This window comes from Streptomyces sp. CB02980 (genome assembly GCF_014451325.2).
GTDB lineage: Bacteria > Actinomycetota > Actinomycetes > Streptomycetales > Streptomycetaceae > Streptomyces.
Window position 1 is genome coordinate 266011 of record NZ_JACSCH020000005.1, and the last position, 22085, is coordinate 288095.

The 22085-nt window shown below is 71.9% G+C and carries 21 protein-coding genes; 12 read left to right on the forward strand and 9 right to left on the reverse strand.

From position 1 onward, the window contains the following. The first annotated feature begins 69 nt into the window (after positions 1-69). The gene (locus E0F75_RS13685; protein ID WP_187622774.1) at positions 70-996 is read left to right on the forward strand and encodes an RluA family pseudouridine synthase; all 927 of its coding nucleotides are present in this window, start codon (positions 70-72) and stop codon (positions 994-996) included. On the opposite strand, the gene E0F75_RS13690 is transcribed toward E0F75_RS13685, so the two are convergent. From E0F75_RS13690 to E0F75_RS13705, 4 genes are all read right to left on the reverse strand, one after another. Then, positions 980-1609 carry an MBL fold metallo-hydrolase gene (locus E0F75_RS13690; RefSeq protein WP_187622775.1) on the reverse strand — a complete coding sequence of 210 codons (630 nt, stop codon included), beginning with the start codon at positions 1607-1609 and terminating at the stop codon, positions 980-982. The two genes, E0F75_RS13685 and E0F75_RS13690, sit on opposite strands and share 17 nt — an antisense overlap. Further along, positions 1609-2694: an S-(hydroxymethyl)mycothiol dehydrogenase gene (locus tag E0F75_RS13695; RefSeq protein WP_187622776.1), complete on the reverse strand. Its 1086-nt coding sequence runs from the start codon at positions 2692-2694 to the stop codon at positions 1609-1611. Before E0F75_RS13695 ends, E0F75_RS13690 begins: the two co-directional genes overlap by 1 nt. A 121-nt stretch (positions 2695-2815) precedes the next feature. Continuing rightward, positions 2816-4273 (reverse strand): amino acid permease, encoded by a 1458-nt coding sequence (locus E0F75_RS13700; RefSeq protein ID WP_187622777.1) that lies wholly within the window; start codon positions 4271-4273, stop codon positions 2816-2818. A 230-nt stretch (positions 4274-4503) separates the two neighbouring features. Beyond that, the gene (locus E0F75_RS13705; RefSeq protein WP_073915142.1) at positions 4504-5205 is read right to left on the reverse strand and encodes a FadR/GntR family transcriptional regulator; all 702 of its coding nucleotides are present in this window, start codon (positions 5203-5205) and stop codon (positions 4504-4506) included. A 147-nt stretch (positions 5206-5352) separates the two neighbouring features. Between E0F75_RS13705 and E0F75_RS13710 the strand changes: the two genes are divergently transcribed. From E0F75_RS13710 to E0F75_RS13720, 3 genes are read left to right on the forward strand one after another with little or no spacing between them, the layout of a single operon-like run. Next, positions 5353-5880, forward strand: a complete 528-nt coding sequence (locus E0F75_RS13710; RefSeq protein WP_187622778.1) for a gluconokinase — start codon at positions 5353-5355, stop codon at positions 5878-5880. Between the two features lie 51 nt (positions 5881-5931). Beyond that, positions 5932-7329 (forward strand): gluconate:H+ symporter, encoded by a 1398-nt coding sequence (locus tag E0F75_RS13715; RefSeq protein WP_187622779.1) that lies wholly within the window; start codon positions 5932-5934, stop codon positions 7327-7329. A 55-nt stretch (positions 7330-7384) separates the two neighbouring features. Further along, positions 7385-7816, forward strand: a complete 432-nt coding sequence (locus E0F75_RS13720) for an ASCH domain-containing protein (protein WP_187622780.1) — start codon at positions 7385-7387, stop codon at positions 7814-7816. On the opposite strand, the gene E0F75_RS13725 is transcribed toward E0F75_RS13720, so the two are convergent. The 3 genes from E0F75_RS13725 to E0F75_RS13735 are packed head-to-tail and all read right to left on the reverse strand — an operon-like array spanning position 7804 to position 13303. Further along, a complete protein-coding gene (locus E0F75_RS13725; RefSeq protein WP_187622781.1) occupies positions 7804-11163 on the reverse strand; it encodes a HEAT repeat domain-containing protein in 3360 nt (1119 codons plus the stop codon). The genes E0F75_RS13720 and E0F75_RS13725 overlap by 13 nt on opposite strands. After that, positions 11160-11615, reverse strand: coding sequence for a hypothetical protein (locus E0F75_RS13730; protein ID WP_187622782.1), 456 nt, complete (start codon positions 11613-11615; stop codon positions 11160-11162). Before E0F75_RS13730 ends, E0F75_RS13725 begins: the two co-directional genes overlap by 4 nt. A 32-nt stretch (positions 11616-11647) precedes the next feature. Further along, on the reverse strand, positions 11648-13303 hold the full coding sequence (locus E0F75_RS13735) for an FAD-binding dehydrogenase (RefSeq protein WP_187622783.1): 1656 nt from the start codon (positions 13301-13303) through the stop codon (positions 11648-11650). A gap of 105 nt (positions 13304-13408) precedes the next feature. Here E0F75_RS13735 and E0F75_RS13740 point away from each other — a divergent pair, with 105 nt between their 5' ends. The 5 genes from E0F75_RS13740 to E0F75_RS13760 all read left to right on the forward strand — a co-directional run bounded on the left by E0F75_RS13740 (position 13409) and on the right by E0F75_RS13760 (position 16252). Further along, the gene (locus tag E0F75_RS13740) at positions 13409-14062 is read left to right on the forward strand and encodes a TetR/AcrR family transcriptional regulator (RefSeq protein WP_187622784.1); all 654 of its coding nucleotides are present in this window, start codon (positions 13409-13411) and stop codon (positions 14060-14062) included. Further along, positions 14059-14823: a glucose 1-dehydrogenase gene (locus E0F75_RS13745; RefSeq protein ID WP_187622785.1), complete on the forward strand. Its 765-nt coding sequence runs from the start codon at positions 14059-14061 to the stop codon at positions 14821-14823. The genes E0F75_RS13740 and E0F75_RS13745 overlap by 4 nt, the downstream gene beginning before the upstream one ends. Positions 14824-14871: 48 nt before the next feature. Further along, entirely contained in the window at positions 14872-15405 is a 534-nt protein-coding gene (locus E0F75_RS13750) for an NUDIX domain-containing protein (RefSeq protein ID WP_187622786.1), read from the forward strand. Positions 15406-15533: 128 nt separating this feature from the next. Next, on the forward strand, positions 15534-15929 hold the full coding sequence (locus tag E0F75_RS13755) for a YidH family protein (protein WP_073915163.1): 396 nt from the start codon (positions 15534-15536) through the stop codon (positions 15927-15929). Further along, positions 15926-16252: a DUF202 domain-containing protein gene (locus E0F75_RS13760; protein ID WP_187622787.1), complete on the forward strand. Its 327-nt coding sequence runs from the start codon at positions 15926-15928 to the stop codon at positions 16250-16252. Before E0F75_RS13755 ends, E0F75_RS13760 begins: the two co-directional genes overlap by 4 nt. Before the next feature lie 79 nt (positions 16253-16331). On the opposite strand, the gene E0F75_RS13765 is transcribed toward E0F75_RS13760, so the two are convergent. Beyond that, positions 16332-17261 (reverse strand): NADP-dependent oxidoreductase, encoded by a 930-nt coding sequence (locus E0F75_RS13765; RefSeq protein WP_187622788.1) that lies wholly within the window; start codon positions 17259-17261, stop codon positions 16332-16334. A gap of 95 nt (positions 17262-17356) precedes the next feature. Here E0F75_RS13765 and E0F75_RS13770 point away from each other — a divergent pair, with 95 nt between their 5' ends. After that, the gene (locus tag E0F75_RS13770; protein WP_187622789.1) at positions 17357-18286 is read left to right on the forward strand and encodes an MBL fold metallo-hydrolase; all 930 of its coding nucleotides are present in this window, start codon (positions 17357-17359) and stop codon (positions 18284-18286) included. A gap of 64 nt (positions 18287-18350) precedes the next feature. On the opposite strand, the gene E0F75_RS13775 is transcribed toward E0F75_RS13770, so the two are convergent. Then, the gene (locus tag E0F75_RS13775) at positions 18351-19706 is read right to left on the reverse strand and encodes an enolase C-terminal domain-like protein (RefSeq protein ID WP_187622790.1); all 1356 of its coding nucleotides are present in this window, start codon (positions 19704-19706) and stop codon (positions 18351-18353) included. Between the two features lie 128 nt (positions 19707-19834). Here E0F75_RS13775 and E0F75_RS13780 point away from each other — a divergent pair, with 128 nt between their 5' ends. Both E0F75_RS13780 and E0F75_RS13785 read left to right on the forward strand, forming a co-directional pair. Then, positions 19835-20857: a phosphotransferase gene (locus E0F75_RS13780; RefSeq protein WP_187622791.1), complete on the forward strand. Its 1023-nt coding sequence runs from the start codon at positions 19835-19837 to the stop codon at positions 20855-20857. A 6-nt stretch (positions 20858-20863) separates the two neighbouring features. Then, the gene (locus E0F75_RS13785) at positions 20864-22078 is read left to right on the forward strand and encodes an acyl-CoA dehydrogenase family protein (RefSeq protein ID WP_187622792.1); all 1215 of its coding nucleotides are present in this window, start codon (positions 20864-20866) and stop codon (positions 22076-22078) included. Positions 22079-22085: the final 7 nt, after the last annotated feature.

Sequence of the window (22085 nt, forward strand, 5' to 3'; positions counted from 1 at the left end):
CACGAAGTCCCGGTCGATCTCATCGACCGGGACTTTCGGCATGAGTACGTGCAGTCACGAGGCGGAGCCGTGAGACGGAGAGCGAAGGCGCCGGTCGCGCCGTTGCCGCAGCGGGACGGGATCGATCCCGTGCGGCTGCGGCTGCCGGATGACCCGGACGGGGTCTGGGCGACCGTGCGGGAGCATCTGCTCGACCGGTACGGGGTGGCCGTCGGGGCCGGGCGGGTCGAGGAGATGCTCGGCGAGGGCCGGTTCGTCGGGATCGACGGGCCGGTGGCCGGGGACGATCCGTACACCGTGGGCCGGTACCTCTGGTTCCACCGGGACTTTCCCGTGGAGGAGCCGGTGCCGTTCCCCGTCGGGGTGGTCTACCGGGACGAGCGGATCGTCGTCGCGGACAAGCCGCACTTCCTCGCCACGATGCCCCGGGGGCGGCACGTCACGGAGACCGCGCTCGCACGGCTGCGACGGGAGCTGGGGCTTCCGTCGCTGCAGCCCGCGCACCGGCTCGACCGGCTGACGGCGGGCCTGGTGCTCTGTGTCGTACGGCCGGAGGACCGGGGGGCGTACCAGACGCTGTTCCGGGACCGGCTGGTGCGCAAGGAGTACGAGGCGGTGGCGCCGTACGACCCGGCGGTGGAGCTGCCGGTGACGGTGCGGAGCCGGATCGAGAAGGAGCGCGGGGTGATGGCCGCCCGGGAGATACCGGGTGAGCCGAACAGCGAGAGCCGGATCGCGCTCGTGGAGCGGCGGGGCGGGCTCGGGCGGTACCGGCTGGCGCCGGAGACCGGGCGGACGCATCAGCTGCGGGTGCACATGAACGCGCTGGGGCTGCCGATCCTGCACGATCCGATCTATCCGGTGGTCCGTGCGGACGGGCCGGAGGACTTCCGGCGTCCGCTGCAACTGCTGGCGCGGACGCTGGAGTTCACCGACCCGTTCACGGGTGCGCCGAGGCGCTTCGAGAGCCGGCTGGCTCTCAGTGGCCTCGATTGATCCACTCCTGCAGGTTCGGAGCTTCGGCGCCGATCGTGGTGCTGTCGCCGTGGCCGGTGCGGACCACCGTCTCCGGCGGGAGGGTGAGGAGCTTCTCGCGGATCGAGTCGACGATCGTCGGGAAGTCCGAGAAGGACCGGCCGGTGGCGCCGGGACCGCCCTGGAAGAGGGTGTCGCCGGTGAAGACCGTGCCCAGGTCGGGGGCGTAGAGGCAGATGCCGCCGGGGGCGTGACCGGGGGTGTGCAGGACCGTGAGGTCGGTGCCGGCGATGGTGAGGACCTGGCCGTCGGCGAGTTCGCCGTCGGGGCTGTGGTCGGGGTGGGTCTGCTTCCACAGCGGCTGGTCGGCGGAGTGGAGCAGGATGCGGGCGCCGGTGGCGGCCGCGAGCGCCGGGGCCGCGTCGATGTGGTCGTTGTGGGCGTGGGTGCAGACGATGGCGCGCAGGGCGCGGCCGTCGAGGGCGGCGAGGATGGCCTCGGCGTCGTGGGCGGCGTCGATGACGATCGCCTCGCTGTCGTCGCCGACGATCCAGACGTTGTTGTCGACGTCCCAGGTGCCGCCGTCGAGGCTGAAGGTGCCGGAGGTGACGAGGTGGTCGATGCGGGCGGCCATCAGAACACCACCACCGAGCGCAGGACGTCGCCCTCGTGCATGCGGCCGAAGGCCTTCTCGACGTCGCCGAGGCCGATGGTCTCGGTGACGAAGGCGGCGAGGTCGATGCGGCCCTGCTGGTGCAGGTCGACGAGCATCGGGAAGTCGCGGGAGGGCAGGCAGTCGCCGTACCAGGAGGACTTGAGCGCGCCGCCGCGGCCGAAGACGTCGAGGAGCGGGAGTTCGAGCTTCATCTCGGGGGTGGGGACGCCGACGAGGACGACGGTGCCGGCGAGGTCGCGGGCGTAGAAGGCCTGCTGGTACGTCTCGGGGCGGCCGACGGCCTCGATGACGACGTCGGCGCCGAAGCCGCCGGTGAGCTCGCGGATCGCTTCGACGGGGTCGGCGGAGCGGGAGTTGACGGTGTGGGTCGCGCCCATCGTCTTCGCCGTCTCCAGCTTCCGGTCGTCGATGTCGACGGCGATGATCTTCGAGGCTCCGGCGAGGCGGGAGCCGACGATCGCCGCGTCGCCGACGCCGCCGCAGCCGATGACGGCGACGGTGTCGCCGCGGCCGACGTTTCCGGTGTTGATGGCGGCGCCGATGCCGGCCATCACGCCGCAGCCGAGGAGGCCCGCGACCTCGGGGGCGACGGCGGGGTCGACCTTGGTGCACTGGCCGGAGGCGACGAGGGTCTTCTCGGCGAAGGCGCCGATGCCGAGGGCCGGAGACAGCTCCGTGCCGTCGAGCAGGGTCATCCTCTGCTTGGCGTTGTGGGTGTCGAAGCAGTACCAGGGGCGGCCGCGCAGACAGGCGCGGCACTGGCCGCACACCGCGCGCCAGTTGAGGATCACGAAGTCGCCGGGCTGGACGTCGGTGACGCCCTCGCCGACCGACTCGACGATTCCGGCGGCCTCGTGGCCGAGCAGGAAGGGGAACTCGTCGTTGATCGCACCCTGCTTGTAGTGGAGATCGGTGTGGCAGACGCCACAGGCCTGGATCTTCACCACGGCCTCACCGGGGCCGGGATCGGGGATCACGATCGTCTCGACCCGTACCGGTTCGTTCCTGCCCGGGGCGATGACCCCCTGGACGTGCTGCGGCATCGCGAACTTCCCTTCCTCCGACCGGATCTTGTAAGGCTCTTGCGTACCACTATCTCCTGACAAAAGGCGAGACCCCCGCAGGCCGTGCCTGCGGGGGTCCCGTCGTTCCCGTGGGGGGAGGTCAGTCGCGGTTCGCCGCGGCGGTCGTACGGACCCGCCTGCGGACGAGGAACCAGCCGCCGACGAGGGCCGCCCCGATGAGCGGCAGGCAGTTGACGGTGGTGCGGCTGATGCCGCCGTCCATCCACATGAGGACGAGGACGGAGCCGAGGAAGACGAGGGTCACGATCTGGGTGTACGGGGCCCAGGGCAGGTTGTAGCCGGGTCGGGTCAGCTTGCCCTCCTTGGCGTTGCGCCAGAACAGGAGCGAGCAGACCATGATCATGGCCCAGGTGCCGATGATGCCGATGGAGGCGAAGTTGAGGACCAGTTCGAAGGCCTCGCCGGGCATCACGTAGTTGAGCGCGACACCCATGACGCCGAAGGCGGCGGTGAGCAGGATGCCGCCGTAGGGGACGCCGCCCTTGTTCATGACGCCGGTGAACTTCGGCGCGGAGCCGGAGAGCGACATGGAGCGCAGGATGCGGCCGGTGGAGTAGAGGCCCGAGTTGAGGCTGGAGAGCGCGGCCGTGAGGACGACGAGGTTCATCACGCCGGCGGCGCCGGGGATGCCCAGCTTGTCGAAGACGGTGACGAAGGGGCTCTGGTCGCCGGAGTACGCGGTGTACGGGAGGATCAGCGCGAGCAGGACGACGGAGCCGACGTAGAAGAGGCCCACGCGCCACATGATCGAGTTGATCGCCTTCGGCATGATCTTCTCGGGGTTCTCGGTCTCGCCGGCGGCGACGCCGCACAGCTCGACGGAGGCGTAGGCGAAGACGACGCCCTGGATGAGCAGCAGCATCGGCATCATGCCGTTGGGGAAGATGCCGCCGTTGTCGCTGATGTTGGCGAGGCCCGGGGTGCTGCCGCCGACGTCGTGCGAGGTCACGACGAGGAAGATGCCGATCAGCATGAAGGCGACGAGGGCGCCGACCTTGATGATCGCGAACCAGAACTCCATCTCGCCGAAGTACTTCACGGAGATGAGGTTGGCGGCGAGGACGACCGCGAGGGCGATCAGCGCGAGGATCCACTGCGGGACGTCGCTGAACATCGACCAGAAGTGGGCGTAGGTCGCGGCCGCGGTGATGTCGGCGACGGCGGTGGTCGACCAGTTGAGGAAGTACAGCCAGCCGGCCGTGTAGGCGCCCTTCTCGCCCATGAACTCACGGGCGTAGGAGACGAAGGCGCCGGACGAGGGGCGGTAGAGCACGAGCTCGCCGAGGGCCCGCACGACGAAGAAGGCGAAGACGCCGCAGACCGCGTACGCGATGAAGAGGGAGGGGCCCGCCTGGGACATCCGGCCACCGGCGCCCAGGAAGAGGCCGGTGCCGATCGCGCCGCCGATGGCGATCATGTTGATGTGGCGGGACTTGAGGTCCTTGCGGTATCCGGCGTCGCCGGCGTCGACGTGGGGGGCGGCCGGGTTCGCCGTGGCGGCGGACAGCGGGTCGGCCGCGGTGACGCGGTCACTCATGGAGTTGTTCGCCTTCGTGAGGGGGCTGTGCGGTACCGGGCCGTGCCTGGTGGGGGGTCACCCCGGCACGGCCAGCGCACATCCTCACGGCAAGGGGCGGTAACTGACTGTGGCGCATGTCACTGAACGCCCATATTTGAGCTAGTTCAGAGCTTGACCGGGCTTTGCCTGCGCTTTACGGCGTGGTTTGCGGGTGTTCCACCGCGTGCCACCGCGTGCCCCCGCGTGCCCTACGGAGCGAGGACGTCCAGCTCCTGGAGGGCGCCGACCGCGATCTGGCGGGTGAGCTCCTCGGCGCGTGCCGCGTCCCGCTCCCGTACGGCCTCGGCGACCTGGACGTGGAGGGTGACGGCGGCCGGGTCGGGGTCCTCGAACATCACGTGGTGGTGGGTGCGGCCGGTGAGGACCTCGGCGACGACGTCGCCGAGGCGGGCGAACATCTCGTTTCCGGAGGCGTTGAGCACGACCCGGTGGAAGGCGATGTCGTGGACGAGGTACTCCTCCAGGCGCCGGCCGCGCGAGGTGGCGACCATGCCGAGGGCGTGCTCGGTGAGCTCGCGGCACTGCTCGGGGGTGGCGTTCTCGGCGGCCAGGCCGGCGGCGACGGGTTCGACGGCCGAGCGGAGCACGGTGAGCGAGCGGAGCTGGCGGGGGCGGTCGGCGCCGGCCAGCCGCCAGCGGATGACCTGGGGGTCGTACACGTTCCAGCCGGCGATGGGGAGGACGGTCACGCCGACGCGGCGGCGGGACTCGACGAGGTGCATGGACTCCAGGACGCGGACGACCTCGCGGACCACGGTCCGGGACACGTCGAAGCGTTGGGCGAGCTCGTCGGTGCGCAGCACGGTGCCGGGCGGGTACTCCCCCGCGGTGATCGCGAGACCCAGGGTGGCGAGGACCTGCGAGTGAAGTCCCTGGGCCGGTGTCGTCATGGTGGCAAGCCTATGCGCGCTCGCGCGGATGATCACATCGGGAATTAAAAGTACTACTTTTATGTCACAGCCTCTTGAATACGTCGTACCCAATGGGTTTCATGGGCGCGACGGATCGATGTCGAAGAAGACAGCGAGGCACCACCCATGAGCACCACCCCCCAGCCCAAGACGAGGACGGTCGTCGTCGTGATGGGCGTCGCCGGGACCGGCAAGACCACGATCGGACCGCTGGTCGCCGAAGCCCTCGGCCTTCCCTACGCCGAGGGCGACGACTTCCACCCGGCGGCGAACGTGGCCAAGATGTCGGCCGGCACCCCCCTGGACGACAGCGACCGCGAGCCCTGGCTGGACGCCATCGGCTCATGGGCGCACGACCGGGCCGGGCTCGGCGGTGTGGTGAGCAGCTCCGCGCTGAAGCGCAGCTACCGGGACCGGCTCCGCGCCGCGGCCCCCGGTGTGGTCTTCCTTCATCTGACCGGTGACCGGGAGCTGATCGAGCAGCGCATGAGGGCCCGCAAGGGCCACTTCATGCCGACGGCGCTCCTCGACTCCCAGTTCGCCACCCTGCAGCCGCTGCAGGAGGACGAGGCCGGCGTCGCCGTCGACGTCTCCGGCACCCCCGAGGAGATCTCCGCCCGGGCCGCCGCCGCGCTGCGCGGCCTCGCCGGCTGATCCCCTTCCCGTCCCCGTCCCCCCTTCCCCGCTCGTACGAAGGACACCACCGTGACCAGTCTCAGCGTCGAGATCCTGGCAGCGGACGCCGCCGAACCGATCACCTCGGCAGGCAACGCCCAGCTCGGCATCGCCGTACTCGCCGGCATCGCCGTCATCGTCGTGCTCATCACCAAGTTCAAGCTGCACGCGTTCCTGGCGCTGACCATCGGGTCGCTCGCCCTCGGCGCGTTCGCCGGTGCGCCGCTCGCGGACACCATCAAGTCGTTCACCACCGGCCTCGGCAACACCGTCGCCGGCGTGGGCGTCCTGATCGCCCTCGGCGCGATCCTCGGCAAGCTGCTCGCCGACTCGGGCGGCGCCGACCAGATCGTCGACACCATCCTGGCGAAGGCCAGTGGCCGGGCGATGCCCTGGGCCATGGTCCTGATCGCCTCGGTGATCGGTCTGCCGCTCTTCTTCGAGGTCGGCATCGTGCTGCTGATCCCGGTGGTGCTGCTCGTCGCCAAGCGCGGCAACTACTCCCTGATGCGGATCGGCATCCCGGCCCTCGCCGGCCTCTCCGTGATGCACGGCCTCATCCCGCCGCACCCCGGCCCGCTCGTCGCGATCGACGCGGTCGGCGCCAACCTGGGCGTCACCCTGGCCCTCGGCCTCGTCGTCGCGATACCGACCGTGATCATCGCCGGTCCGCTGTTCTCCCGGTACGCGGCCCGCTGGGTCGACATCCCGGCCCCCGACAACATGATCCCGGTGCGTCCCTCCGAGGACCTGGAGAAGCGCCCCGGCTTCGGCGTCACCGTCGCGACCGTGATGCTGCCCGTCGTCCTCATGCTGGTGAAGGCGCTCGTCGACATCGTCGTCGACGACCCGGAGAACGGCGTCCAGAAGGTCACCGACGTCATCGGCTCCCCGCTGATCGCGCTGCTCGCGGCCGTCATCGTCGGCATGTTCACCCTGGGCCGCGCGGCCGGCTTCACCAAGGAGCGGCTGTCCTCGACCGTCGAGAAGTCCCTCGCCCCGATCGCGGGCATCCTGCTGATCGTCGGTGCGGGCGGCGGCTTCAAGCAGACCCTCATCGACATCGGCGTCGGCCAGATGATCCTGGACTTCTCCAAGAGCTGGTCCATCCCGGCCCTGCTGCTCGCCTGGCTGATCGCGGTCGCGATCCGGCTGGCGACGGGCTCCGCGACGGTGGCGACGATCTCGGCGGCGGGCCTCGTGGCTCCGCTGGCGGAGGGCATGTCGACGAGCGAGACGGCACTGCTCGTCCTCGCGATCGGTGCGGGTTCGCTCTTCTTCAGCCACGTCAACGACGCCGGGTTCTGGCTGGTGAAGGAGTACTTCGGCATGAACGTCGGCCAGACGATCAAGACCTGGTCGGTGATGGAGACGATCATCTCGGTCGTGGGCATCGGGTTCGTGCTGCTGCTGTCGCTGGTGTTGTAGCCCGGCGCGTCCGATCCGGCTCCGAGGGCCGGTCGTGGCTGACACACTGTCGGCCATGACCGGCCCTCACGCGCTCAAGCCCTTCCTCCTCGCCTTCCCCGGCCCGCTCAGGGACCGGCTCGTCGCCGCGGTCCTCTCCGGCGAGAAGGTCGCCACGACGGGGCTCCTCGTGGAGTACGAGGTCGAGAACGAGGAGCTGCCGGAGGCCGGCGAGCGGTCGGCGCTCATCGACTCGGACGGTCGCGAGGTGGCGGTCGTGGAGATCACGGAGGTCGAGGTCCTGCCCCTGGGCAAGGCGGACCTGCGGCTCGCGCTCGACGAGGGGGAGGGCTTCCTGTCGGTCGCGGACTGGCGCGAGGCGCACGAGCGCTTCTGGCACAGCGCGGAGATGCGGGAGGGGTTGGGAGACCCCGGGTTCGTGGTGGACGACTCGACGATGGTGGTGGTGGAGCGGTTCAGGGTGGTGGAGTTGATTCAGGGGGACTGAGGGGTGAGGACGGCCAGAACAGCGGAGGCCAGGTCGCGGATCTTCCGTTCCTGGCTTTCGGCGGCCTGACGGAGGACCGGGAGGAGCTCGGGGTCGTCGCGGCGGAGGTCGGCGAGGATGCGCAGCGCGATGAGCCGGACCGCGAGGTCGGTGTCGTGGGCGAAGCGGTCCTGGGCGACGGCGGCGAGTTCGGGACCGCCGCTCAGCGCCAGGAGAGTGTCCAGGGCGGCGAACCGCGTGCCGCTGTTCTCGTCGTGCGCGGCCCGGTCGAGGACCAGGCGCATCGCCGCGGCGTCGTCCCCGTACGTGGTCAGCAGGTGGACGAAGGCCGCGTTCCGGCCCTCCTCGTCGGGGTGAGTCCTGGCCCGGTCGACGACCAGGTCCCGGGCGAGCTCGTGATCCAGGTCCACGAGCCCTGTCAGGGCCTGGTTCTGGACCGCCGGACTCGGATCGTTCCGCACCCGGTCGAGGAGGATGTCCCCGACCGCCGCGTCGTCCTCGACGTGCGCCACGAAGAGCCGGAGCGCGGTCTCCCGGACCCAGCGGGACTCGTCCCGCGTCAGCCTGCGGGAGAGCAGCTCCGTCGACCTCCGGTCCGGGACGCCGCCCTCGGCCAGACAGCGGAGGGCCGCCCTGCGCACCGCGGGGTCCGGGTGGCCGGACAGCTCGTGCAGGAGCTCGTGGGTGTCCGGGGCGTCGGAGCCGATCTCCCGGACGGCGTCGATCGCTGCGGCCACGACCTCGGGACTCCCGTCGTTCCTCATCCGCTCCTGGACGAGCGCGCGGACGGCCGGCTCGTCGCCGGCCCTCGCCGCCACGGCGGACAGCGCCATGGCACGGAGTTCGGGATCGGTGTCCGCCAGAGCCTCCCGCAGGAACTCCGCCGCCCGTGCTCCGTCCTCGGCCTGCGCGGCGAGCGGGCGTACGGCCTGTCGGCGGACATAGGGGTCGGGGTCGTCGAGCAGTCGGGCGATCGCGGCACGTGCGTCCGGGCTGTCGGTCCGGCGGCCCTGCAGACATTCGAGTGCCGCGAGGCGCACCCGCAGATCGTCGTCGGCCAGCCGCTCGACGGCGAGCCGGACCACCCATTCCGGGTCGACGTCATCCTCGAACGCCAGGTGTCCCAGCAGCGTCGACCGCACGTCGGCGCTCGTGTCCTCCCGGAGACAACGCTCCACCAGTTCCATCGTCGCCGGCTCACGGCCCGCCGAGCGGACGAGCAGGCGGGCGGCGCCGAGTCTCGCCGCCGTGCTGTCACTGGTCACGGCGGTCTCCGCGAGGTAGACCGCGTGGGGTGGCTCTCCCCTCCCGTGGAGGCACAGGAGGATGTTCGTGGCCAGCTGGTCCGCCGAGTTCAGCGAGAGGGACCAGTCCTCGAAGGACCGCTCACCACGCCTCCACCCTTCGTGCCAGCGTGCGTAGTCCTCCCTGCCCGGCCAGTCGTCGCCGAGGGCCGCCAGCGCCGGACCCAAGGACTCCACATGTCCGTAGGGGTAGAAGACGGGCACGCCCAGCACCCTGGCGAACTCGAACAGCCGGACCACCGTCCCGACCGTGGCCGTGCTCTGCGGGGCCAGCGCCCCCAGTCGGCGTACCTCGGCCAGGCAGCGGGCCACGAAGGCCACTTCGGCGAAGGCGCCGTCGCCGCGCGACCCGATCGGGACCGCGATCGCACGCGGCGCCAGCAACCGGTCGATCACCCCCGCCACGAACCGCTCGTCCAGCAACCCCACCAGCAACAGCAGGATCTCGTGCCACGTCGGGTCGTGGACCTTGACCGCGAAGAGCTCCTGGAGGTCCTCCTCCGACAGGCTTCGTTCGTGGTTGAAGCGGTGCGCCAGGTCCGTCGCCGCCAGGTACTCCAGGAACGTGCGGTGGACGAAGCCGTAGATCTCGCCGCCGTAGCGGCTGAGGACGAAGTTGCGGTGGCGGAACTGGTCCAGCATCACGCGGGCCGCCGTCGCCGCGCGGTCCGGTGGGAGGGCGTAGCGGTCCTTCACGTACTCCTCGAAGCTCTTGAGGAGGTCCGGGCCCGCGATGTGGTTGCCGGAGATGCCGCCGTGGCCCTCCTGCATCTGGCGGGCGATGAGGCGCAGGAGTTCGCGTTTGTCCTCGGGGCCGAGGTACGGGAGGTGTTCCTCGACCTGACGGTCCTTGAGGTACTTGCTGGGGTCCCAGTGCTCCACCAGGACGTCGACGGCGTGCTCGTACACCGTCCGCCGGTCGCGCGGGAGTTCGCGGCGGCGGCCGATGATCGCCAGGATCGTGAGGATCAGGGGATTGCCCGCGAGCTCCCGGACGGAGCTCGACGCGTCGACGGCCGTGGTGACGCGCTCGATGAGTTTCCGGGCCTGGTCCGGGTCGTCCGGGCACGCCAGCGCGAACCACTGTCCCGCGAACGCGCCGATCTGCTCCCGGTCGAGGTCCTGGAGCATGAAGTTGGTGAAGCCCGCGCCGTCCAGGACGGCCCGCTGGTAGCCGTAGCCGCGTGAGGTGACGACGATCCGGGCCCGGGGGTGGCGGGCGGCGAAGCCCGCGATGCGGCGGGTGACCGCGTCCCTGATGTCCTTCTCGAACAGTTCGTCCAGGCCGTCGAAGAGCACCAGGGCGGAGTACGGGCTCTCCCCCGCCAGGAGCGCGGTCAGCGTGGCCGGCGGCAGCCCCAGGCCCTCCGTCGCGTACTGGTGGGCCAGGAAGTCCTCGAAGGTCCGCTCGCGCCAGGCGGGCTGCGCGTACTCCCGGAGTTCGACGATCAGCGGGAGGCTGCCGCGCAGTGTCCCGAGGCCCGGAGGGGGTTCGGGGGAGGTGAGGACGAGTGCCAGGTAGCGGGCCAGGGTGGACTTGCCGGAGCCCGGGTGGCCGAGCAGGACCACACGGTCGTGCTCGGGCATGGTCAGGACGTCGAGTACGGGCAGCGGCGGCCGCTCCTGGTAGGCGCGGCGGACGCGGTCGACCGTCTCCCGGTCGATGCCGGGCGGCAGGTCGTGGAGCTCGGCCTCGGCCGGGTCCATGAGGCGGCGCAGGAGCTCCTGGGGCAGTTCCACGGGCGGCGGGTCGGCCCGTACGGACTGGGGGACGAAGACGTCCCGCAGGTGCAGGACCGGGCGATCGTCCTGTTCACGGAGCGGGGTGAGGACCTCCAGGTCGAGGCGGCCGTAGCGCTGGCGGACCCGGGTGGCATAGGCCTCGCGGGCCGACTCGATCTCCGGTGACCCGTGCTGGGGAGGGACGGATGCGAGCGTGACGTGGACATCGCCCTGGACGCCGCTGATCTGGGTGAGGGGGCCCTGGACGGTGGCTCCCGGCGCCGACTGGCGCGCCGTCCAGCGCTTGAGGAAGCCCCTCATGGCGTCGAGGACGTCGGCGGTTCGACGCGGACCGAGCCGCCCACCCCGTCGATCTGGTGCAGGTCCCCCGCCGTCCGGGCCCCGTGGGCCGACTGCGTCCCGCCGCCCTGCTCCGCCGCCGAGGTGGTGGCGGTCGGCGGGGTGGTGGCGGTCGGCGGGGTGGTGGCGGTCGGCGGGGTGCTCGTACCGCCGCCGGACCTGATCACCACGTCCCCCGTGACGTTCCTGATCTGGTGCAGCGATCCCCCGGTCACGGCCTGGTCCGCCGACTGGGCGGAGGGGCGGCCGAGGAGGCCGACGAGGGTCAGCGCGAAGCCCGCCGCCGTGAAGAAGAGGCTCAGGACGCTGCTCCACTTGTCGGCGGCGTCCAGGCCCTGGAGCACGAGGAAGGCGGCCAGGCCGCCGAGGGCCGCGACGCCGCCGACGAGTATGAGCGTTACACGTTTTGTCACACCGTCATCCTGCCCCGGCGGGGGGTCCTCCGTCAGCTCACCGCCCTGGCCGCCGCCCTGCCCGCCGCGCGGCCCGAGAAGATGCAGCCGCCGAGGAAGGTGCCTTCAAGGGAGCGGTACCCGTGGACTCCGCCGCCGCCGAAGCCGGCCGCCTCGCCCGCCGCGTACACGCCCTCCAGGGGTTCGCCGCCCTCCGTGAGGACGCGGGAGTCGAGGTCGGTCTCCAGGCCGCCGAGGGACTTGCGGGTCAGGATGTTGAGGCGGACGGCGATCAGCGGGCCCGCCTCGGGGTCGAGGATGCGGTGCGGAGCGGCCGTGCGGATCAGCTTGTCGCCGAGGTACTTGCGGGCGCCCCGGATCGCCGTGACCTGGAGGTCCTTGGTGAAGGGATTGGCGATCTCGCGGTCGCGGGCGGTGATCTCCCGGCGGAGGGCGTCCTCGTCGATGAGGGGCTCGTCGGTGAGCGCGTTCATGCCCCGGACGAGGGCCGAGAGGTCGCTCTCGACGACGAAGTCGGCGCCCTTGTCCATGAACGCCTGCACCGGGCCCGGCACATCGGCGCGGGCGCGGCCGATCACGCCGCGAACCGACTTGCCGGTGAGGTCGGGGTTCTGTTCGGAGCCGGAGAGGGCGAACTCCTTGCCGATGATCCGCTTGTCGAGGACGAACCAGGTGTGGTCGTGGCCGGTCCGCATGATGTGTTCGAGGGTGCCGAGGGTGTCGAAGCCGGGGAAGAGCGGGACGGGCAGCCGCTTGCCGGTCGCGTCCAGCCAGAGCGAGGACGGTCCGGGGAGGATGCGGATGCCGTGCTTGGCCCAGATGGGGTTCCAGTTCTCGATGCCCTCGGTGTAGTGCCACATCCGGTCGCGGTTGATGTGGTGGGCGCCGGCCTTCTCGGCGATGCCGAGCATCAGGCCGTCGACGTGGGCGGGGACGCCGGAGAGCAGCTTGGCGGGCGGGGTGCCCAGGCGCTCGGGCCACTGGGCGCGGACGAGCTCGTGGTTGCCGCCGATGCCGCCGGAGGTGACGATCACCGCCTGGGCGCGCAGTTCGAAGGCGCCGGTGGCCGTACGGGTGCTCGCGGTGCCGCGCTCGGCCGTGGAGGGTTCCAGGATCTCGCCGGTGACGGTGTCGACGGCTCCGGCGGTGCGGCCGAGGGCGGTGACCCGGTGGCGGAAGCGGAGCTGGACGAGGCCGCGGGCGACGCCCTCGCGGACCTTCCGCTCGAAGGGGGCGACGAGGCCGGGGCCGGTACCCCAGGTGATGTGGAAGCGGGGGACGGAGTTGCCGTGGCCGTTGGCGTCGTAGCCGCCGCGCTCGGCCCAGCCGACGACGGGGAAGAACCGCACCCCGCGCGCGTGCAGCCAGGAGCGCTTCTCGCCGGCGGCGAAGTCGACGTACGCCTCGGCCCACTTCCTCGGCCAGTGGTCCTCGGTCCGGTCGAAGCCGGCGGTGCCGTACCAGTCCTGGAGGGCCAGGGCGTGGCTGTCCTTGACGCGCATCCTGCGCTGCTCGGGCGAGTCGACGAGGAAGAGACCGCCGAAGGACCAGTGGGCCTGGCCGCCGAGGGACTGTTCGGGTTCCTGGTCGAGGAGGATCACGGTGCGGCCGGCGTCGACCAGCTCGGCGGTGGCGACGAGGCCGGCGAGGCCCGCCCCGATCACGATCACATCTGCGTCGTAGGACATGGACCGCATCTTGGATACACGGATGTATCGAGTCAACCTTTTCGCCGTTCCACCATGGCCCGCACCCCCCTCCCGTTTTCTAATGCTGAGCATTAATATGAACGCATGGCGAGGACATCGGGGCCCGAGACCCGGGACAGACTGATCCGCGCGGCGGAGGAGCTCTTCGCCGCCCAGGGCGTCCACGGCGCGCAGCTGAGGGACATCGTGAGCCGCGCGGGGCAGGCCAATCCCTCCGCCGTGCAGTACCACTTCGGCTCGCGCGCCGGGCTGCTCGACGCCGTGATGGCAGGCCGCCAGGCCCGTACGGAGGGCGTGCTCGCCCCGCTGCTCGCGGCCGCCCCCGACGAGACGCACGCCCTGGTCGCCGCCCTCGTCACGGCCGAGGCCGGCGAGCTGCGCACCGACCGGGGCCGCCGGTGCCTGCGGATCTCCGCGCAGCTCAGCCACGAGAGCGGCGTGCGCACCCGGATCCCCCATCCCACGCTCGCCGGCACCGCCTACTGGCGTCTGATCGAGCGGATCGCGGGCCGGCTCGCCGCCGACGGCCTGCCCGAGCCCCTGCTCCTGGAGCGCCTCGACCTGGCGCTGACCGTGGTGGGCGCGGCGATGGCGGACCGGGCCCGGCAGTACCTCGACGGCACCGAACCCCTCACCGGTGAGGCGCTCTTCCTCGCCGATCTGGTCGAGACCACCACCGCCCTGCTGCGTGCCGCACAGCCGGAGCAGGCGCATCTCCCCCGAAAGGACCCTTCATGAACGACCTCACCGGCAGGACCGTCCTCATCACCGGCGGCGCCCGCGGTCTGGGCGCGGAGGCCGCCCGGCAGGCGGTCGCGGCCGGCGCGAACGTGGTCGTCACCGACGTACTCGACGAGGAGGGCAGGGCGACCGCCGAGGCGCTCGGCGAGCGGGCGCGGTACGTCCACCACGACGTGACCTCCGAGCAGGAGTGGGCGGCGGCCGTCGCGTACGCCGTGGCGGAGTTCGGCGGGCTGCACGGCCTGGTGAACAACGCGGGCATCTCCACGGGCGCGTTCCTGGAGACCGAGTCCGTCGAGCACTTCCGCAAGGTCCTCGACATCAACCTGACCGGTGTCTTCATCGGCATGAAGGCCGCGATACCGGCGATGAAGGCGGCCGGCGGCGGCTCCATCGTCAACATCTCCTCGGCGGCGGGCCTGATGGGCCTGGCGCTGACCGCCGGGTACGGCGCCTCCAAGTGGGGCGTGCGCGGGCTGACGAAGATCGGCGCGGTGGAGCTCGGCACGGCGAGGATCCGCGTCAACTCGGTCCACCCGGGCATGACGTACACCCCGATGACGGCCTCCGTGGGCATCGAGCGCGGCGAGGGCAGGTACCCGAACACGCCGATGGGCCGGGTCGGCGAGGCCGACGAGATCGCCGGCGCGGTCGTCTTCCTGCTGTCGGACGCCGCCTCGTACGTGACGGGCGCGGAGCTGGCGGTGGACGGCGGCTGGACCACCGGGCCGACGGTCAAGTACGTGATGGGGCAGTGACCCGGGCGGCGCTGCCCCGCGGCCCCGGCGGTTTGCTTGGATGGCGGGATGAGCGCCGCTGAAGAGATCCTCGATGTCGTCGACGAGCACGACCAGGTAATCGGACAGGCCCCGCGCGGTGAGGTGTACGCGCGGGGCCTGATCCATCGCTGTGTCTTCATCCGGGTCCGGGACGCCGAGGGCCGGATCTTCGTGCACCGCAGGACGCCGGCCAAGCTGGTCTTCCCGTCGATGTACGACATGTTCGTCGGCGGGGTCGTCGGCGCGGGCGAGTCGTACGACGAGGCCGCGCTGCGCGAGGCCGAGGAGGAGCTCGGGGTACGGGGCCTGCCCCGGCCCGAGCCCGTCCTGACGTTCTTGTACGACTCCGCGGGCGTGGCCGGCAAGTGGTGGTCGGCGGTCTACGAGGTGCGCTGCGAACTGCCGGTGAACCCGCAGGTGGAGGAGGTCGCCTGGCACTCCTTCCTGACGGAGGAGGAGCTGGCGGCGCGGCTCGGTGACTGGGCGTGGGTGCCGGACGGGCTCGCGGCGTACGAGCGGCTGCGGGAGCACGGGGCCGGCGAGGTGCGCCCGGCGGGCTGACCGCTCGCGCGGGCCGGGCCCGGTGGGCGCGGGCCACGACCGGCCGGTGGCCGCGGGCCACGACCGGCCGGTGGCCGCGGGCCCGAGGGCGCCCGGCGGGCTGATCAAGCGAACGTTAGGGTGCGCGTGTGAGCGATTTCGTACAGAGCCTGCGGCTGTGGTTCGCACCGCAGCGGATCCGGGACGAGGGAGACACCCCCGACTACCGGTTCTCCCTCGCCAACGAGCGGACCTTCCTGGCCTGGATCCGGACCGCGCTCGCCCTGGTCGGTGGCGGTTTCGCCGTCGACCAGTTCCTGCCGGACCTGCGCTGGGGCGTCCGGGTCGGGCTGGCGCTCGCGCTGCTCGCGGCCGGGGTGCTGTGCGCGCTGCGGGCGGTGAACCACTGGGTGCGCTGCGAGCGGGCCATGCGGCGCGGCGAGGACCTTCCGGGGTCCCGCTTCCCGGCGGTGCTGAGTCTGGTCGTGGCGGTGGTGGCGGTCGCGATGGTGGTGGTCGTGCTCTTCGGCTGGGCGGGTCGGTGACGGAGGCCGCCTCCGGGACCGACGCGCGTGATCCCGGGCTCCAGCCGGAGCGGACCCGGCTCGCGTGGCGGCGGACGACCCTGTCGTGCACGGTGGTGGCGGTGCTCGCCGTCAAGCTGGCCGTGAGCGACGAGATCACCGCCGTGGGGATCACCGGGCTCGCGCTGTCGGCGCTCGTGTGGATCGGGTTCCTGGCCGTCGCCCACCGCCGGATCCGCTCCCTGAGCCCGGCAAGGCCGCAGCCCCTCTCCCGCCGGGGCGCGCTGCTCGCGGCCTGCTGCACGATCGCGCTCGCCGTCTTCGGGGCGGCGATGATCTGGTGAGCCGCGGCGGGAGGCGCCTCCGGGGACGGTGCACCCGAGCGCTTCCGGGGACGGTTCAGACGTCGTCTCAGTGGTCGTTTCAGGGGACGGTGACGACGACCTTCCCGTTCAGGCCGCCCGCGGCGTTGGCGCGCTGCGCGTCCGCCGCCTGTTCCAGGGGGAACGTCCTGGCCACCCGTACGGAGAGCACGCCTTCGTCGACCAGGTCCGCGAGGGCCGCGAGGTCGACGGGATCGGGGCGGACCCAGAAGTAGCGGCCGCCGAGGGCGAGGACCTCGCCGTCGGCGATGGAGGCGAGCCGGCCGCCGGTCGCGAGGAGCCCCGCGGAGATCCGCAGGAACGGTCCGCCGATGGTGTCGAGGACGGCGTCGACGCCCTGCGGGGCGAGGGTGCGGACCTGGTCGGCGAAGGTCCCCTCGTCGTAGACGACCGGTTCGGCGCCGAGCTCCGCGACCCGTTCGAGGCCGGCCTCCCGCGCCGCCCCGATGACCCGGCAGCCGAGGTGGCGGGCGATCTGCACGCCCATGGAGCCGACCCCGCCGGCCGCCGCGTGCACGAGGACGGTGTCGCCGGGGCCGACCGCGAGGGGCTGGTGGAGCGCCTGGTAGGCGGTGAGGCCGACGAGCGGCAGGGCGGCGGACTCCTCGAAGCCGACCGAGCGCGGCTTGCGGGCGAGGGTACGGACGGGGGCGGCGACGTACTCCGCGAAGGTGCCCCGGGAGAGGAAGTCCTCGCGGACGTAGCCCATGACCTCGTCGCCCTCGGCGAACTCGGTGACGGAGACCCCGGGCCGGACGACGACACCGGAGACGTCCCAGCCGGGGATCACGGGGAAGACCGCGTCCATCATCCCGTCGAGGTACCCGGCCTGGCACTTCCAGTCGACCGGGTTGACCGCGGCCGCCCGCACCCTGACCAGCACCGCGTCGGGGCCGATCTTGGGGTCGGGCAGCTCGCCGTACTCCAGGACCTCGGGGCCGCCGTACCGGCGGTAGCTGATCGCCTTCATACTCCGACCCTCAATGCAGCGCTGTCGGCCCGCAAGCCGGGGAGACTCTTCCCTGTCCGATCGGGCGCTCACGCCTCTCAACCGGGGGAATCCCTATGTCTGCCACCGAGTCCTACGACGCCTACGCTCCCCACGTGGTCACGCTCGCGCCGAACGTCCACGCCTTCCTCCAGCCCGACGGAGGCTGGTGCCTGAACAACGCCGGCTTCCTCGGCGACGCGCGCGAGGCACTGCTCGTCGACACCGCCGCCACCGAACGCCGGGCGCGGCTGCTGCGGGAGGCGGTCCTCGCGGCGGGCCTTCCGCTGCCGGGGACGATCGTCTCCACCCACCACCACGGCGACCACACCTACGGCAACGGGGTGTTCCTGCCGGAGGCGCGGATCGTCGGCCACGAGAGCTGCCGGAGCGAGCAGCTCGCGGCCGGCCACCAGCTCCATCTGCTGTGGCCGCAGACCGACTTCGGGAAGATCGACATCGTGGCGCCGTCCGTCACGTACCGCGAGCGCATGACGCTGTACGTCGGTGGGATCGAGGTCCGGGTGATCCACCCGGGGCCCGCGCACACGACGGGCGACTCGATCGTGCACCTCCCCGAGCAGGGCATCGTCTTCACCGGTGACCTGGTCTTCCACGGCGGGACGCCCTTCCTGCCGATGGGTTCGCTGGCCGGGTCGCTTCGCGCGCTCGACCTGCTGCGCTCGCTCGACGCGCCGACGGTGGTCCCGGGGCACGGCCGGGTGACCGACCCCTCGGCGTACGACGCGACCGAGCGGTATCTGCGCTGGGTACGGGAGATCGCGGCGGAGGGGTACGCGAAGGGCGCGACGCCGCTGGAGACGGCGCGGCGGGCGGAGCTCGGCGAGTTCGCCGCGTGGCGGGAGAGCGAGCGCCTGGTGGCCAACCTCCACCGGGCGTACGCGGAGCTGGCGGGCCTGCCGGAGGCGTCGCCGCTCGACCCGGTGACGGTCTTCGGTGACATGGCGGCGATGAACGGGGGCGTGCCGGTGGCCTGCCACGCGTAGCCCTCGGGCGGGCGGCGGCCTGGTGCGGAGCTTCTTGGTGCGGGGGGGGCGTTGGACGGCGCGCCTACCACTTGCCCTGGGTCCACTCCGGGTTCGCCGCTCGCATCGCTGCCGCGTCGTCGCGGTTCCGCAGGGTGCCGTCGTCGTCGAGCCAGCGGCGGTGCAGGGCGGCGAGCGCGTCCCGGTCGAGTTCGACACCCAGGCCGGGCGCGTCGGAGACGGTGAGCCGCCCGTCCCGGAAGACGGGGCGGGTGGTGACGACGTCCTCGGTCTGCCACGGGTAGTGGGTGTCGCAGGCGTGGTGGAGTTCGGGCAGGGTGGCGGCGGCCTGGGTCATCGCGGCGAGGCTGATGCCCAGGTGGGTGTTGGAGTGCATGGAGAGCCCGACGCCGTACGTCCGGCAGAGCGCGGCGAGTTCGCGGGTGCGCCCGAGGCCGCCCCAGTAGTGGTGGTCGCAGAGGACGATCCGTACCGCCCCCTTCGCGAAGGCCTCCGGGACCTCCTCGAAGGTGGTCACGCACATGTTGGTGGCGAGCGGGACCCCGGTGCCGGCGGCGATCTCGGCCATCGCGTCGGTGCCGCTCGCCGGGTCCTCCAGGTACTCCAGTACGCCCTTGAGCTCGCGCGCGACCGCGAGGGAGGTCGCCACGGACCAGGCGCCGTTGGGGTCGAGGCGGAGGGGACGGCCGGGGAACTCCTCGGCGAGCGCGCGGATCGCGGCGATCTCCTGCTCCGGTGCGAACACCCCGCCCTTGAGCTTGAAGGACGGGAAGCCGTACACGCGGTCGAAGCGGCGGGCCTGGGCGACGATGCCGGCGGGGTCGAGGGCCGCGCCCCAGTCGTCGACGGGGCCGCCGGCGGGGTGGGTGGCCCAGCGGTAGAACAGGTAGGCGCTGAACTCGACGGAGTCGCGGACCTTGCCGCCGAGGAGGGCGTGGACGGGCAGGCCGAGGGTCTTGCCGAGGGCGTCGAGGCACGCGGTCTCGAAGGCGGAGACGACGGAGAGGCGGAGCTTGTCGGCGGTACGGACGCCGCGCAGACCGCCCGCGTCGACGCCGGCCTCGACGCCCGCTTCGTCGCCCGAGCCGGAGCCCGGGCCGGAGCGGGAGACGGAGCCCGAGCCGGAGCGGGCGCCGGCGCGGGAGTCGCGGCCCGGATCGGTGGCCTCCGCAAGCGCGAAGAGGCCATTCACATCCGTGACCGATCGCCCCGGGAGCGCCTCGGCCAGCGGGCGGGCCAGGTCCAGGTAGACGCCGTCGCCGTACGTCTCCCCCAGGCCGCTCACACCGCCGCGAGTGATCACTTCGACCACGAGGCGAGGCGTATACGGCTGGTGAACCCCCTGGACATTGAGGAGAGGCGGGTCGGAGATGAGGATCGGGGTCAGCCGGACTTCGTCGACGATCAGCTTCGCATCCATATGTGAACTCTATTCATGGATGGGATCGAAGACCAGGGGGCGTAGGACGGATTCACGACTCCCCCCTGGACGACATACCGACTGGTCGGTCATCATGAACGCCGACCGAAGCCGATCCGGAGGTACGTATGAGTTCCGCCCCGCCGCCAGGCCTCGACCCCGAGCAGCTGCGCCGCTTCCTCGACCGCGAGCGCCCCGGCCTGGTGTCCGGCCCCCTCGAAGCCCGGCTGATCGAAGGCGGCCGGTCGAACCTGACGTACGTCGTCACCGACGGCACCGGCCGCTGGGTCGTCCGCCGGCCGCCGCTCGGCCACGTCCTCGCCACCGCCCACGACATGCGGCGCGAGCACCGGGTCATCAGCGCCCTGCACGCCACGGACGTGCCCGTGCCGGAGACGCTGCTGCTCTGCGAGGACGACTCCGTGCTCGGGGCGCCGTTCTACGTCATGGAGTTCGTCGACGGGACGCCGTACCGCTCGGCGGCGGAGCTCGCCCCGCTCGGCCCCGAGCGCACCCGCGCCGCCGTCCTCGGCCTGGTCGACACCCTCGTCGATCTGCACGCCGTGGACCCGGCCGCCGTCGGGCTCGCCGACTTCGGGCGCCCCGAGGGCTTCCTCGACCGGCAGCTGCGCCGCTGGGGCAAGCAGCTCGACGCCTCGCGCGGCCGTGAACTTCCCGGGATCGACGAGCTGCACGCCGCCCTCGGCCGCGCACTGCCCGTCTCGGCGGCGCCCACCGTGATCCACGGCGACTACCGGCTCGACAACGTCCTCATCGACGGGGACGACCGCATCCGGGCCGTCCTCGACTGGGAGATGTCGACCCTCGGCGACCCGCTGACCGACCTCGGTCTGCTCGTCATGTACAGCACGCCGCTCGACCTGCCCGACTCCCCCATCTCCACCACCGCCACGGCCCCCGGGCATCCGACCGCCGCCGAACTGGTCGAGCGCTACGCCGCCCGCTCGGGCCGCGACACCTCAGCCCTCGCCTGGTACACCGCCTTCGCCTGGTTCAAGCTCGCCGTGATCCTGGAGGGCATCCACTACCGCTGGACCCTCGGGCAGACGGTCGGCGCGGGCTTCGACCGCATCGGCGAACTCGTCCCCGTCTTCATCGAGCACGGCCTGACCACCCTCCAGGAGGGCTGAACCGCCATGGACTTCGCCTACGACGCACGCACCGAGGAACTCCGCGAGAAGCTCCTCGCCTTCATGGACGAGCACGTGTACCCGGCCGAGCGGACGGCCGAGGAGCAGCGCGCCCTGCTCGCCTCTCCGTGGGACTCCCCGCCGGTCGTCGAGGAGCTGAAGGCCGAGGCCAAGCGGCAGGGCCTCTGGAACCTCTTCCTGCCGGACGCGGAGTACGGTGCCGGGCTGACGAACCTCCAGTACGCGCCGCTCGCCGAGATCACCGGCCGCAGCCCGCAGCTGGCCCCGACCGCCCTCAACTGCGCCGCCCCGGACACCGGGAACATGGAGCTGCTCGCCCAGTTCGGCGACGAGGCGCAGAAGAAGCAGTGGCTGGAGCCGCTGCTCGCGGGCGAGATCCGCTCGGCCTTCGCGATGACGGAGCCCGAGGTCGCCTCCTCCGACGCCACCAACATCGAGACCCGGATCCGCCGGGACGGCGACGAGTACGTCGTCACCGGACGCAAGTGGTACATCTCCGGGGCCATGAACCCCGACTGCAAGATCTTCATCGTGATGGGCAAGACCGACCCCGACGGCGCCGACCCGCGCCGCCAGCAGTCGATGATCCTCGTGCCCCGCGACACCCCCGGCGTCGAGGTGCGGCGCGCGATGCAGGTGTACGGCTACGAGGACCACTCCCACGGCGGGCACGCCGAGGTGGTCTTCGACGACGTCCGCGTCCCCGCCTCGCACCTCATCGGCGAGGAGGGCGGCGGCTTCGCCATCGCGCAGGCCCGGCTCGGCCCCGGCCGCATCCACCACTGCATGCGGCTCATCGGCATGGCCGAGCGGGCCGTCGAGCTGATGTGCCGCCGGGCGGTCTCCCGTACCGCCTTCGGCAAGACGCTCGCCCAGCAGGGCGTCGTGCAGAACTGGATCGCGGACGCCCGGGTGCAGATCGAGCAGCTGCGGCTCCTCGTCCTCAAGACGGCCTGGCTCATGGACACCGTCGGCAACCGGGGCGCGCACACCGAGATCCAGGCCATCAAGATCGCGACCCCGCGCGCGGTGGTCGACATCATCGACAAGGCCGTGCAGGCGCACGGGGCGGGCGGGGTCTCGCAGGACTTCCCGCTGGCCGAACTGTGGGCGGCGGCGCGGACGCTGAAGCTCGCGGACGGTCCGGACGAGGTGCACCAGCGGTCGCTGGCGCGCCGGGAGCTGAAGAAGTACCTGTAGCCGGCCC

What these genes read in the sequence shown, in the direction of transcription:
- E0F75_RS13690 (WP_187622775.1), bottom strand. Translation starts at nt 1,609, where the DNA reads ATGGCCGCCCGCATCGACCACCTCGTCACCTCCGGCACCTTCAGCCTC.
- E0F75_RS13695 (WP_187622776.1), bottom strand. Translation starts at nt 2,694, where the DNA reads ATGCCGCAGCACGTCCAGGGGGTCATCGCCCCGGGCAGGAACGAACCG.
- E0F75_RS13700 (WP_187622777.1), bottom strand. Translation starts at nt 4,273, where the DNA reads ATGAGTGACCGCGTCACCGCGGCCGACCCGCTGTCCGCCGCCACGGCG.
- E0F75_RS13705 (WP_073915142.1), bottom strand. Translation starts at nt 5,205, where the DNA reads ATGACGACACCGGCCCAGGGACTTCACTCGCAGGTCCTCGCCACCCTG.
- E0F75_RS13710 (WP_187622778.1), top strand. Translation starts at nt 5,353, where the DNA reads ATGAGCACCACCCCCCAGCCCAAGACGAGGACGGTCGTCGTCGTGATG.
- E0F75_RS13720 (WP_187622780.1), top strand. Translation starts at nt 7,385, where the DNA reads ATGACCGGCCCTCACGCGCTCAAGCCCTTCCTCCTCGCCTTCCCCGGC.
- E0F75_RS13725 (WP_187622781.1), bottom strand. Translation starts at nt 11,163, where the DNA reads ATGAGGGGCTTCCTCAAGCGCTGGACGGCGCGCCAGTCGGCGCCGGGA.
- E0F75_RS13735 (WP_187622783.1), bottom strand. Translation starts at nt 13,303, where the DNA reads ATGTCCTACGACGCAGATGTGATCGTGATCGGGGCGGGCCTCGCCGGC.
- E0F75_RS13740 (WP_187622784.1), top strand. Translation starts at nt 13,409, where the DNA reads ATGGCGAGGACATCGGGGCCCGAGACCCGGGACAGACTGATCCGCGCG.
- E0F75_RS13745 (WP_187622785.1), top strand. Translation starts at nt 14,059, where the DNA reads ATGAACGACCTCACCGGCAGGACCGTCCTCATCACCGGCGGCGCCCGC.
- E0F75_RS13750 (WP_187622786.1), top strand. Translation starts at nt 14,872, where the DNA reads ATGAGCGCCGCTGAAGAGATCCTCGATGTCGTCGACGAGCACGACCAG.
- E0F75_RS13765 (WP_187622788.1), bottom strand. Translation starts at nt 17,261, where the DNA reads ATGAAGGCGATCAGCTACCGCCGGTACGGCGGCCCCGAGGTCCTGGAG.
- E0F75_RS13770 (WP_187622789.1), top strand. Translation starts at nt 17,357, where the DNA reads ATGTCTGCCACCGAGTCCTACGACGCCTACGCTCCCCACGTGGTCACG.
- E0F75_RS13775 (WP_187622790.1), bottom strand. Translation starts at nt 19,706, where the DNA reads ATGGATGCGAAGCTGATCGTCGACGAAGTCCGGCTGACCCCGATCCTC.
- E0F75_RS13780 (WP_187622791.1), top strand. Translation starts at nt 19,835, where the DNA reads ATGAGTTCCGCCCCGCCGCCAGGCCTCGACCCCGAGCAGCTGCGCCGC.
- E0F75_RS13785 (WP_187622792.1), top strand. Translation starts at nt 20,864, where the DNA reads ATGGACTTCGCCTACGACGCACGCACCGAGGAACTCCGCGAGAAGCTC.